This window comes from Polaromonas sp. DSP2-3-2b2 (genome assembly GCF_049895905.1).
Classification (GTDB): Bacteria; Pseudomonadota; Gammaproteobacteria; order Burkholderiales; family Burkholderiaceae_C; genus Polaromonas.
In genome coordinates this window covers 55,269-66,859 of record NZ_JAFCTH010000003.1, presented here as the reverse complement: position 1 = coordinate 66,859, position 11,591 = coordinate 55,269, and the positions used below count along the sequence as shown (strand labels likewise).

The window sequence follows — 11,591 nt, the reverse complement described above, 5'->3', positions numbered from 1 at the left end:
GTATTGTGCTTGATGCCCGGCGGCCAGCCGGCCCGCCGGGCTGCTCAGGTCTATGATCGAAGGTTTTTCGGCGCCTGCATTCCCGTGAACTTTTCCAACGACAGCCAACCCCTTGCCCCCGTGCCGACCGCCCCGCTGGCCAAGGCGCATGCTTCAGCTGACGACCTCGACAAGGCCTTGCGCCTTGAAAGAAGCTTTGGCGCTGCCGCCATCAGCATTCGCGGCGCCCGCACCCACAACCTCAAGAACATCGACCTGGACATTCCGCGCAACCAGCTCGTCGTCATCACCGGGCTGAGCGGCTCGGGCAAGTCATCGCTCGCCTTCGACACGCTGTATGCCGAAGGCCAGCGCCGCTATGTCGAAAGCCTGTCCACCTATGCGCGGCAGTTTTTGCAGCTGATGGACAAGCCCGACGTGGACATGATCGAGGGCCTGTCGCCGGCGATTTCCATCGAGCAAAAAGCGACCAGCCACAACCCGCGCTCGACCGTCGGCACGGTGACCGAGATCCACGACTACCTGCGCCTGCTGTTTGCGAGAGCCGGCACGCCGTTTTGCCCTGAACATGATTTGCCGCTGCAGGCGCAAAGCGTCGCCGAGATGGTCGACACCGCCTTGGCCCTGCCCGAAGACACGCGGCTGATGATCCTGGCGCCGGTGGCGCGCGAGCGCAAGGGCGAGTTCGTCGACCTGTTCGCGGAAATGCAGGCCCAGGGCTACGTGCGCTTCCGGGTCGATGGCGCGACCTATGAATTCGACGCGCTGCCCAAGCTCAAGAAAACCGAGAAGCACAACATTGATGTGGTGATCGACCGCGTCAAAGTGCGGCTGGACAAGGACACGCCGCCCGATGCCAAAGCCGGCTCGGTCCCGCCGCCCGCGCTGCGCCAGCGCCTGGCCGAAAGCTTTGAAGCCGCGCTGCATCTAGCCGACGGCCGGGCCATCGCGCTGGAAATGGACTCCGGCAAAGAACACCTGTTCAGCGCCAAGTTCTCCTGCCCGGTGTGCAGCTATTCGCTCAGCGAGATGGAGCCGCGCCTGTTCTCGTTCAACTCGCCGGTCGGCGCCTGCCCGTGCTGCGACGGCCTGGGCCATCGGGACTTTTTCGACCCGGCGCGGGTCGTGGCCTTTCCGTCCCTGAGCCTGGCCAGCGGCGCGGTCAAGGGCTGGGACCGGCGCAATGCGTACTACTTTTCCATGCTAGAAAGCCTGGCCAGCCACTACAAGTTCGACATCGACACGGCGTTCGAGGACCTGCCCGAGGCCGTGCGCCAGGTGGTGCTGCACGGCTCCGGCGAGGAAGACATCAAGTTCAGCTACCTGATGGATTCGGGCGAGAAAGCCGGCAAGAAGGTCAGCAAGAAGCACCCGTTCGAAGGCGTCATCACCAACTTCGAGCGCCGCTACCGCGAGACCGACTCCGCCGTGGTGCGCGATGACTTGGCCAGGTACCGCAGCGTGCAGCCCTGCCCCGACTGCGGCGGCACTCGGCTGCGGGTTGAGGCGCGCCATGTGTACCTGGTCGGCACTGGCGAAAACGGCAAGCAGCCCAGCCGCAAGGCGATCTACGAAGTCAGCCAGATCACCCTGCGCGAGAGCTTCAACTACTTCAGCAACTTGACGATGCAGGGCGCCAAGGCCGAAATTGCCGCCAAGGTGGTGCGCGAGATCGGCCTGCGGCTGAAATTCCTCAACGACGTCGGCCTGAATTACCTGAGCCTGGACCGCAGCGCCGAAACGCTGTCGGGCGGCGAGTCGCAGCGCATCCGGCTGGCGAGCCAGATCGGCTCGGGCCTGACCGGCGTGATGTACGTACTCGACGAGCCCAGCATCGGCCTGCACCAGCGCGACAACGACCGGCTGATCGGCACGCTCAAGCATTTGCGCGACATCGGCAACAGCGTGCTGGTGGTCGAGCATGACGAGGACATGATCCGCGCCGCCGACCACGTCATCGACATGGGGCCGGGCGCAGGCATCCATGGCGGCCGCGTGATGGCGCAGGGCACGTTCGCGCAGGTCCAGGCCAATCCAAATTCACTGACCGGCCAGTACCTGGCGGGAACGCTGAAGATCGCCGTGCCGGCGCGTCGCACGCCGTGGCTACCGACCGTCAAGAACGCCAACGCCTTCGACCGGAGCAAATCACGCTTTGCGCCCAGCCCGGCGGCCGAACGCCGCGCGGCGCGCGAGGCCCAGCATCAGGCAACGCTGGGCGACATGCAGGCGCTGCGCGTGATCAATGCCACCGGCCACAACCTCAAGGGCGTGAGCGTCGAATTTCCGGTCGGTCTGCTGACCTGCGTGACCGGTGTCTCCGGCTCGGGCAAGTCCACACTGGTCAACGACACGCTGTATGCCGCCGTGGCGCGCACGCTGTACCGCGCGCACGAAGAACCGGCGCCGCATGAAGCCATCGAAGGCATCGAGCATTTCGACAAGGTCATCAACGTGGACCAGTCGCCCATCGGCCGCACGCCGCGCAGCAACCCGGCGACCTACACCGGGCTGTTCACGCCGATCCGCGAGCTGATGGCTGAAATGAACACGGCCAGAGAGCGCGGCTACGGCGCCGGGCGCTTTTCGTTCAACGTGGCGGGCGGGCGCTGCGAAGCCTGCCAGGGCGACGGAATGGTCAAGGTCGAAATGCACTTTCTGCCCGACGTGTACGTGCCCTGCGACGTGTGCAAGGGCATGCGCTACAACCGCGAAACCCTCGAAGTCCAGTACAAGGGCAAGAACATCGCGCAGATCCTCGACCTCACGGTCGAAAACGCCGCCGAGTTCTTCAAGGCTGTGCCGACGATTGCGCGCAAGCTGCACACGCTGCTAGACGTGGGCCTGTCTTACATCAAGCTGGGCCAGGCGGCGACCACGCTGTCGGGCGGCGAGGCACAGCGGGTCAAGCTGGCGCTGGAACTGAGCAAGCGCGACACCGGCCGCACGCTCTACATCCTCGACGAGCCGACCACCGGCCTGCACTTCGCCGACATCGACCTGCTGCTCAAGGTGCTGCACCAGCTGCGCGACGCCGGCAACACCATCGTCGTGATCGAGCACAACCTGGACGTGATCAAGACCGCCGACTGGCTGATCGACATGGGGCCGGAAGGCGGCGCGGGCGGCGGCACGGTGGTCGGCGTTGGCACGCCCGAAGACATTGCCGCCAACCCGGAAAGCTTTACCGGGCGGTATCTGGCGCGGCTTTTATAAGCCAAAAATGGCTTTTCCGCACATAGGACGGGCGTCAACAGCTATCAAAATTAGAGCATTCATACGCCCGGGCGGGCAAACAGACGCTGGTCCCAGATGACTTTTTGACCCGGCGCAACTTGCAAGCGGCGGGTATCGGCATGCAGCGGGTTGATGAGCGCATTGCATTCAAGCCGGGCGACGACAGACGGCACCACCAGCACGGCGCTTCTGGCCTCCTGCAGCCATTGGTCGCCAAAACGCCGGGCCACCGAAGGGTCATCACCATCCCAGCCGGCCGGCAATGTGGCCGCATCATGGCGCTCTATGGCCAGGCCGTCAGGCACTTCGGCCACCACATACGCTTGCGTCGCCGGAATGCGGCCAATGTTGGCATGCACCAGGATTTCGAGCATGGCGCAGGCGTAGCTCAGCGACGCGTAGATGACGGGGCGACCCGGGCTGTTCCAGCGCCCACCAACCATCGCGGCCCCGGTGCCGTCCCAGACCGGGTGCCGGCTGTCGGCGATGCGGTAAAGCTGCATCAGGCGCGTCAGGCGGCCAGGCCGTAATACAGCTTCCAGAGCAGTTCCTCGACCCGGCGCGCGCCCAGCTCGGTCATGGACACATCGAGCGGTGTGCGGCCCTGCAGCATGGGATGCGGCGCGCTCAGGAAGGCTCTGGCGTCGTCTTCGGAATTCCACACATAGTCGGCTGTAGCGAAAACGCGCGCCAGCCGTTCGGCCCGCCCGGACTCGTCCGCCGTGAGCGTGCCGCGCCGGCGCTTGTAGGTGGCTTCGGGAACGATGCGGTAGAGCAGTTTTTTGCGGTCTTCGCCGGCAAGAAGCACCCGGTCCACGCTGGCTTTCAGCGCGTCCTTGGGCAAGCCGTGGGCGACCCTGTCATCCAGTTCGGCAAAGGAATGCGGAATGGGGAACAGCGCCATGACAGAGGCGATTTTCTCGGGTGTTACCAGTACCATGATGGTCCTTCAAGTATCAATTGATACCTGTATTATTAGTTATCTGATACCAACTCATATCGTCTTGTGCCGAAAACACCGGGCCGAACGCGATAGATAGGGTGCGGTCAGTAATAACTTCCCTGCGTCATACCCGCGAAGGCGGGAATTCCAGACTCGTTTTAGCGTTTCAGCCCGTGTTACTGGATTCCCGCCTTCGCGGGAATGACGGCCGATTTAAGCGAGTGATGGACGAAAATTTATACGTTTTAAGCGTTTTGCGCACGGCTGGTATGCGCTACTAGCTATATTTTTAATAGCATCACCGCAGCGTTCATAATCCCGCATCACCCCGTGTCCGTTATGCGCAGCAAACCCGGGCATCGCGCCTTGACGCCAACGCTGGCGTAGGACAAATTCAGGGCGTTCAGGCCCGGCAAAAGCGGCAGAATGAACGCTTGCATGGGCACGCTTCATGCAAGCCAAACAGTCCGGCCCGTTCGCATAGTCCCCTCCAAAGGAATTCATCTTGGCAACACTGACTTTCCCTTCTTCGTCTTCGCTGTCCTTGCCGTCACTTTGCCGCCGCGTGCTGTGCGCCACGGCCACAGCGGCTTTCCTGCTGTGCCACGGCGCGGCCGCGCTGGCGGCAACGCCCAAGGACACGCTGGTCATCGCCTTCGGTTTCGACGACATCATCACGATGGACCCGGCCGAGGCCTTCGAGCTGTCGGCGGGCGAGGTCATGGGCAACACCTACGACCGGCTGGTGCGGCTCGATGTCAACGACCCGTCCAAACTGATTGGCGACGTGGCAAAGTCGTGGACGGTGTCGCCCGACGGCAAGACCTACAGCTTCGAGCTGAAACCCGGGCTGAAGTTTGCCTCGGGCAACCCGCTGACTGCCGAGGAAGTGATTTACTCGCTGCACCGCGCCGTCACGCTGGACAAGTCGCCGGCCTTCATCCTGACGCAATTCGGATTCACCAAGGACAATGTCAAGGACAAGATCAAGGCCACCGGCCCGCTCACGCTGACGATGGAAACCGACAAGGCGTATGCGCCGACCTTCGTGCTCAACTGCCTGACGGCCAACATCGGCGCCATCGTGGACAAGAAGCTGGTGATGGCCAAGGAGCAGAACGGCGACTGGGGTTATGGCTGGCTCAAGACCCATTACGCTGGCTCCGGTCCGATGAAGCTGCGCGAATGGCGGGCCAACGAGATCGTCGCGCTGGAGCGCAACGACAACTACTACGGCCCCAAGCCGGCGCTGGCGCGCATCATTTACCGCCATGTCAAGGAGGCGGCCACCCAGCGCCTGATGCTGGAAAAAGGCGACATCGACATTGCCCGCAACCTGAGTCCACAGGACATCGCCGCGCTGGGCAGCAACAAGGATGTCAAGCTGACCTCCGCGCCCAAGGGCACGGTGTACTACATCAGCCTGAACCAGAAAAACCCGAATTTAGCCAAGCCCGAAGTGCGCGAAGCCTTGAAATGGCTGGTCGATTATTCGGCCATCGGCGACACGCTGATCAAGAACATCGGCGTGGTGCACCAGAACTTTCTGCCCATCGGCCTGCTGGGCGCGAGCAAGGACATGCCGTACAAGCTCGACGTGGCCAAGGCCAAGGCGCTGCTGGCCAAGGCCGGGCTGCCCAACGGCTTCAAGGTGACGATTGACATGCGCACCATCCAACCGGTGCAGGGCATCACCGAAGCCTTCCAGCAGACCGCCAAGCAGGCCGGCATCGACATCGAGATCATTCCCGGCGACGGCAAGCAGGTGCTGACCAAGTACCGGGGACGCACGCACGACATGTACATCGGCCAGTGGGGCTCGGACTACTGGGACCCGCATTCGAACGCCGACACCTTCACGCGCAACCCGGACAATGCCGACGACGCCAAGGCCAAGCCGCTGTCCTGGCGCAATGCCTGGGCGATTCCCGAACTGACCAAAAAGTCGGACGCCGCCGTGCTGGAGCGCGATGCCGGCAAGCGCAAGGCGATGTACGAGGAACTGCAGGCCGAGTTCCGCCGGGCCAGCCCCTTCATCATGCTGTATCAGCAGACCGAGGTGGCGGCTTACCGCAGCAACGTCGATGGCCTGAAGCTCGGCCCGACGTTTGACACCAACTACATGTTCAAGGTAGTCAAGCGCTAACGAACTGGCACCGGTCTTGGCAGTTCCCGATCCCCTCGCATTGAGTCCGGCGCCGCTGGCGGCTGTGCGGCGCCCGTCGCGCCATGCGCGCAGCCTGAACGCACTCGGTCGTTTCCTGGTGGTGATCCTGCTCACCTACCTCGGCCTGCTCGCCGTCACGTTTTTCATCGGCCGGGTGATTCCGGTTGATCCGGTGCTGGCGATGGTCGGCGACAACGCGCCGCCGCATGTGGTGGCGCGGGTGCGCGAGGAAATGGGGCTGAACAAGCCGCTGTACACGCAGTTTTATATCTACCTGCGCAAGGTGCTGAGCGGCGACTTCGGCACCTCGGTGCTGACCGCCAACCCGGTGATGCAGGACATACGCCGCGCCTTTCCGGCGACGATGGAGCTGGCCAGCCTGGGCATCCTGTTCGGCGCGGGTTTCGGCGTGCCGCTGGGCGTTTGGGCGGCGGTGCGGCGCGGCAAGCTGGTAGACCAGCTGGTTCGCATCATCGGGCTGGTCGGTTATTCGGTGCCGATCTTCTGGCTCGGGCTGATGGCGCTCTTGGTGTTTTACGCCAAGCTGGGCTGGGTCGGCGGGCCGGGGCGCATCGACGTGGCGTATGAATTCACGCTGACGCCTGTCACCGGGCTGCTGCTGGTCGATACCGCGATGGCCGGCGAATGGGATGCCTTTGGCAATGCGCTGTCGCATTTGATCCTGCCAGCGTCGCTGCTGGGCTATTTTTCGATGGCCTACATCAGCCGCATGACGCGCTCCTTCATGCTCAACGAACTGGCGCAGGAATATGTGATCGCCGCGCGCGCCAAAGGCCTGTCGGAGGCGCGCATCATCTGGCGCCACGCGCTGCGCAATGCCATGGTGCCGCTGGTCACGGTGATTGCGCTGTCGTACGCCGGCCTGCTTGAAGGCTCGGTGCTGACCGAAACCGTGTTTGCCTGGCCGGGGCTGGGCCTGTACATCACCAACTCGCTGCAGAACGCCGACATGAACGCGGTGCTGGGCGGCACCATCGTCGTGGGCTCGATCTTCACCGGTCTGAACCTGTTGTCCGACCTGCTCTACACACTACTGGACCCGAGGACGCGCACGCGATGAGCTCCGCCGCCAAGCCCGGGGAGCCCTCACCCCTGCCCTCTCCCGGGGGGAGAGGGAGCAAGCCGGACTCGCTGCACGATTGGTTAATGTCCGAGCGACCTGCCTCGCGCCGTCAGGCGGCTTGGGGCCGGGCCTACGGCGCTTGCCGCATCTTTGCGCGAAACAGGCTGGCCATGGTCGGGCTGTTCATCGTAGTGGGGCTGGTTTTCGTGGCGGTGTTTGCCGACCTGCTGGCGCCCTACTCGGCCTATATCGGCGACCTGCGCACCACGCGGCTCCTGGCACCATCATGGGCGCACTGGATGGGCACCGACGACCAGGGGCGCGATATTTTGTCGCGGCTGCTCCACGGCTCGCGCATCACGCTGTTCGTGGTGGTGCTGGTGGCCGTGCTGGCCGCGCCCATTGGGCTACTGGTCGGCACCGTGGCCGGTTATGCCGGCGGGCTGGTCGATGCGGCGCTGATGCGCATCACCGACATTTTTTTAGCCTTTCCGCGCCTGATCCTGGCGCTGGCGTTTGTCGCCGCGCTCGGCCCTGGCATCGAGAACGCGGTGATCGCCATTGCCATCACCTCCTGGCCGCCGTATGCGCGCATGGCCCGGGCCGAGACGCTGACGATCCGCCAGACCGATTACATCGCCGCCGTGCAGCTGCTGGGCGCGTCTCCGTGGCGCATTGTGCTGCGCCACATCATGCCGCTGTGCCTGTCGTCGGTGATTGTTCGCGTCACGCTGGACATGGCGGGCATCATCCTGACGGCGGCGGGGCTGGGGTTTCTGGGCCTGGGCGCGCAGCCGCCGATGCCCGAATGGGGCGCGATGATCGCCAACGGGCGGCTGTATGTGCTGGACCAGTGGTGGGTGGCCGCAGCGCCCGGCGCGGCGATCTTCATCGTCAGCCTGGCGTTCAACCTGCTGGGCGACGGCTTGCGCGATGCGCTGGACCCGAAGGCGGCCAAATGACCGCATCTCCCCTGCTGGTCGTCGAGGATTTGCGCGTGGCGTTTCCGGGCCGCGACGGCGGCATGGTCGAGGCGGTGCGCGGCGTGTCCTTCACGCTGGGCCGCGAACGGCTGGGCATCGTCGGCGAATCGGGTTCGGGCAAGTCGCAGACCGGCCGCGCCATCCTCGGCCTGACTGCGCCCGAAGGCCGGATCAGCGCCAAGCGGCTCGAATTTGGCGGCGTTGACCTGCTCAACTGCCCGCCCAGACAACGCCGGGCCTTGCGCGGCGGACGCATCGCGATGGTGCTGCAAGACCCGAAGTTCTCGCTGAACCCGGTGATGACCATAGGCGCGCAGATTGTCGAAACGCTGCAGGCGCATACCCGCGTATCGGGCAGCGAAGCCAAGAAGCGCGCGCTGGCGGCGCTCGAATCGGTGCGCATCGACAACCCCGAGCGCGTCTTCAGGCTTTACCCGCACGAAGTCTCGGGCGGCATGGGCCAGCGCGCCATGATTGCGATGATGCTGATTGCCGAACCCGACATCCTGATCGCCGACGAGCCGACTTCGGCACTCGATGTGACGGTGCAGCTGCAGGTGCTGTCCATCCTCGATGCGCTGGTGGCCGAGCGCGGCATGGGCCTGATCCTGGTGTCGCACGACCTGCGGCTGGTGTCGTCGTTTTGCGACCGCATCCTGGTGATGTACGCCGGCCGGGTGGTTGAGGAACTGACGGCCGGCGGCTTGGCGCATGCGCAGCATCCGTACACGCGCGGCCTGATGGCGTGCCTGCCGCAACTGGGCACGTCCACGCACCCGCTGGCCACGCTGGAACGCCGGCCGGAGTGGGCACTATGAGCGCACATCAAGCTTTAGGCCTGGATGTCAGTGGCCTGCGGGTCAGTTTTGACGGCTTTGTCGCCGTGGCCGACGCCTCGTTTCGCGTCGCGCCCGGCGAAAGCTTCGGCATCGTCGGCGAATCGGGATCGGGCAAATCGACGGTGCTGCGCGCCATCTGCGGCTTGGCGCCGAAAGAATCGGGCACGGTGCATCTGGTCGGCGACGGCAACAGTCCCGCGCCCGGCAGCAAGGCGTTCCGGCGCCGCGTGCAGATGGTGTTCCAGGACCCGTACGGCTCGCTGCACCCCCGGCAAACCGTGGACCGGCTGCTGGCCGAGCCGCTGGCGATTCACGGCATTTCGGACGCCGAAACGCGCATTGAACGTGCGCTCGATGAAGTCGGGCTGGGCCAAGGTTTTCGTTTTCGCTACCCGCACCAGCTGTCGGGCGGGCAGCGTCAGCGCATCGCGATTGCGCGCGCCTTGATCCTGGAGCCGCAAATTTTGCTGCTTGACGAACCCACGTCGGCGCTTGATGCGTCCGTGCAGGCCGAGGTGCTGAACCTTCTCGAAGACCTGCGCCGGCGCCGCAATTTGACGTTCATCATGGTCAGCCACGACCTGGCGGTGGTCACGCATCTGTGCGAGCGGCTGATGGTGATGCAGCGTGGCCAGCCCGTGGAAGTGCTGGCGTCAGCAGACCTGGCGGCCAGCCGCGTGGTCGACCCTTACACGCTGAGCCTGATGCAGGCTTCATCGGGCTTTCGGCGCAAGGCGCTGGCGGCCTGAAAGCCGGCCGCCGCCTTTTTGTTTACAAACGCCGACCCAGCAGCAGGCCGACCACCGCACCCACGCCCACCGCGACGCCAATGGCGGTCCAGGGTGACTCGTGCACATAGTCGTCGGCGGCATGGGCGGCCTCGCGGGTGCGGGCGAGTAGCGCTTCTTCGGCATCGATCAGGCGGAACTTGGCTTCGCGCAGGCGGTTCTCGATGCGGCTACGCAGTCTGGTGATCTTTTCTCCGGCTTGGTCTGCCGTGGCCGACAAGGTCTCTTCGGCGTCGGATATTTCCGAGCGGATGGCGGAAACGAGACGTTCCTGTGTCTGAACCAGGGTGGGGCTGTCATTGGACATGAATGAACCTTTCAAAAAAAAGTAACTGGAACGCCAAAAGGTTAGCAGATTTGCAGCGGTTTCCTGGCCTATCGGCGCAGATCTTCATGCAACCGCCACGGGTTTGGGTCTGCCTTGAAAAGGAAATAAAACGGCAGGCGGCGCCAGTCCCGCCCCTGGGCCTAAAACCGCAGGTGGGGAATAATCCACAAGCCCATCGACTTGCTGCCGGCCTTCCCGATTTCCATTCGCACACCCACCATGCCTATAACTTCCCCACCTCAACGCATTCTCAAGTCTGCCTCGACCCGCTGCGGTGGCCTGTCTTGAACGCCGGGCGCATGAGCGGCCGCGATCTGGCGGCCGCGCTGGTCGTGGTGCTGGTCTGGGGCGTGAATTTTGTCGCAATGAAATTTGCCCTGCGCGACTTTTCGCCGTTCCAGCTGGGCGCTGCCCGCTTCACCTTTGCCCTGCTGCCGCTGGCGCTGTTCATCAAGCCGCCGCAGGTGCCGTGGAAATGGGTGGTGCTGTACGGATTGTTCCAGGGCGTCGGGCAGTTCGGCATCCTGTTCATTGCCCTAAAGGTCGGCATGACGGCGGCGCTGGCGTCGGTGCTGCTGCAGACGCAGGTGTTTTTCACCGCGCTGTTCGGCTTCGTGCTGCTGCACGAGCGCGCCAGCCGGCCGCTGCAGGCGGGCATGGTGCTGGCGGCGCTGGGGCTGGCCTGCTTTGGCACCAACTATGCCAGCCCCGGCGCGGCCAGCGGCACCACGGTGGCCGGCTTTGCGCTGACGCTGTGCGCCGCCGCCATGTGGGCCGCGTCCAACATCGTGGCGCGGCAGGTGCAGAAAGTCTCCAGCCACTACTCGCCCATCGCCTTCGTGGTCTGGAGCGGCGGCGTGGCTATCCTGCCCTTCATGGCGCTGTCCTGGGCTTTCGACGACCCGGCCTTGCGCTGGCAGTGGCTGCAAGCGGGCTGGACCAGCTGGCTGTCCATCGCCTACCTCGGCTGGGTGGCCACCATCGTCGGCTACAGCCTGTGGACCGGCCTGCTCAAGCGCCACCCGGCCAACCGCGTCTCGCCTTTTGGCCTGGGCGTGCCAATTGTCGGACTGAGCGCCGGCATACTGGTGCTGGGCGAGACGGTAACGCCCTGGCAGTGGGCGGGCATTGCGCTGCTGGTGGCGGCGCTGGCCTGCGTGATGCTCGGAGGGCTGCTCAAGCGCAACTGAATACGATGCGGCATTGACGCAGACAGGCGCTG

10 protein-coding genes are annotated in these 11,591 nt (G+C 64.4%); 7 read left to right on the top strand and 3 right to left on the bottom strand.

Annotation, left to right across the window (positions count from 1 at the left end; translation table 11 throughout):
- The first annotated feature begins 84 nt into the window (after positions 1–84).
- On the top strand, positions 85–3,216 hold the full coding sequence (gene uvrA, locus ACP7AD_RS04200) for an excinuclease ABC subunit UvrA (protein ID WP_426148139.1): 3,132 nt from the start codon (positions 85–87) through the stop codon (positions 3,214–3,216).
- A 59-nt stretch (positions 3,217–3,275) separates the two neighbouring features.
- Here uvrA and ACP7AD_RS04195 read toward each other — a convergent pair whose 3' ends face one another.
- Together ACP7AD_RS04195 and ACP7AD_RS04190 are read right to left on the bottom strand one after the other, a co-directional pair.
- On the bottom strand, positions 3,276–3,740 hold the full coding sequence (locus ACP7AD_RS04195) for an RES family NAD+ phosphorylase (protein WP_426148138.1): 465 nt from the start codon (positions 3,738–3,740) through the stop codon (positions 3,276–3,278).
- 8 nt (positions 3,741–3,748) lie between these two features.
- Positions 3,749–4,177 carry an antitoxin Xre/MbcA/ParS toxin-binding domain-containing protein gene (locus tag ACP7AD_RS04190; protein WP_426148137.1) on the bottom strand — a complete coding sequence of 143 codons (429 nt, stop codon included), beginning with the start codon at positions 4,175–4,177 and terminating at the stop codon, positions 3,749–3,751.
- A 517-nt stretch (positions 4,178–4,694) separates the two neighbouring features.
- Between ACP7AD_RS04190 and ACP7AD_RS04185 the strand changes: the two genes are divergently transcribed.
- The 5 genes from ACP7AD_RS04185 to ACP7AD_RS04165 all read left to right on the top strand — a co-directional run bounded on the left by ACP7AD_RS04185 (position 4,695) and on the right by ACP7AD_RS04165 (position 10,002).
- Entirely contained in the window at positions 4,695–6,326 is a 1,632-nt protein-coding gene (locus ACP7AD_RS04185) for an ABC transporter substrate-binding protein (RefSeq protein WP_426148160.1), read from the top strand.
- 16 nt (positions 6,327–6,342) lie between these two features.
- Complete coding sequence (locus ACP7AD_RS04180) at positions 6,343–7,428, top strand: ABC transporter permease (protein ID WP_426148136.1); 1,086 nt, start codon at positions 6,343–6,345, stop codon at positions 7,426–7,428.
- Positions 7,429–7,514: 86 nt separating this feature from the next.
- Positions 7,515–8,393: an ABC transporter permease gene (locus ACP7AD_RS04175; protein WP_426148135.1), complete on the top strand. Its 879-nt coding sequence runs from the start codon at positions 7,515–7,517 to the stop codon at positions 8,391–8,393.
- Positions 8,390–9,232: an ABC transporter ATP-binding protein gene (locus tag ACP7AD_RS04170; protein ID WP_426148134.1), complete on the top strand. Its 843-nt coding sequence runs from the start codon at positions 8,390–8,392 to the stop codon at positions 9,230–9,232. The genes ACP7AD_RS04175 and ACP7AD_RS04170 overlap by 4 nt, the downstream gene beginning before the upstream one ends.
- Positions 9,229–10,002 carry an ABC transporter ATP-binding protein gene (locus tag ACP7AD_RS04165; RefSeq protein WP_426148133.1) on the top strand — a complete coding sequence of 258 codons (774 nt, stop codon included), beginning with the start codon at positions 9,229–9,231 and terminating at the stop codon, positions 10,000–10,002. The genes ACP7AD_RS04170 and ACP7AD_RS04165 overlap by 4 nt, the downstream gene beginning before the upstream one ends.
- Before the next feature lie 22 nt (positions 10,003–10,024).
- On the opposite strand, the gene ACP7AD_RS04160 is transcribed toward ACP7AD_RS04165, so the two are convergent.
- The gene (locus tag ACP7AD_RS04160; RefSeq protein ID WP_426148132.1) at positions 10,025–10,363 is read right to left on the bottom strand and encodes a DUF883 family protein; all 339 of its coding nucleotides are present in this window, start codon (positions 10,361–10,363) and stop codon (positions 10,025–10,027) included.
- Between the two features lie 305 nt (positions 10,364–10,668).
- Between ACP7AD_RS04160 and ACP7AD_RS04155 the strand changes: the two genes are divergently transcribed.
- Positions 10,669–11,559 (top strand): EamA family transporter, encoded by an 891-nt coding sequence (locus ACP7AD_RS04155; RefSeq protein WP_426148131.1) that lies wholly within the window; start codon positions 10,669–10,671, stop codon positions 11,557–11,559.
- The last annotated feature ends 32 nt before the right edge of the window (positions 11,560–11,591 follow it).

Coding starts and splice junctions, on each gene's coding strand:
- ACP7AD_RS04165 (WP_426148133.1), top strand. CDS start 9,229: ATGAGCGCACATCAAGCTTTAGGCCTGGATGTCAGTGGCCTGCGGGTC.
- ACP7AD_RS04195 (WP_426148138.1), bottom strand. CDS start 3,740: ATGCAGCTTTACCGCATCGCCGACAGCCGGCACCCGGTCTGGGACGGC.
- ACP7AD_RS04175 (WP_426148135.1), top strand. CDS start 7,515: ATGTCCGAGCGACCTGCCTCGCGCCGTCAGGCGGCTTGGGGCCGGGCC.
- ACP7AD_RS04155 (WP_426148131.1), top strand. CDS start 10,669: ATGAGCGGCCGCGATCTGGCGGCCGCGCTGGTCGTGGTGCTGGTCTGG.
- ACP7AD_RS04170 (WP_426148134.1), top strand. CDS start 8,390: ATGACCGCATCTCCCCTGCTGGTCGTCGAGGATTTGCGCGTGGCGTTT.
- ACP7AD_RS04190 (WP_426148137.1), bottom strand. CDS start 4,177: ATGGTACTGGTAACACCCGAGAAAATCGCCTCTGTCATGGCGCTGTTC.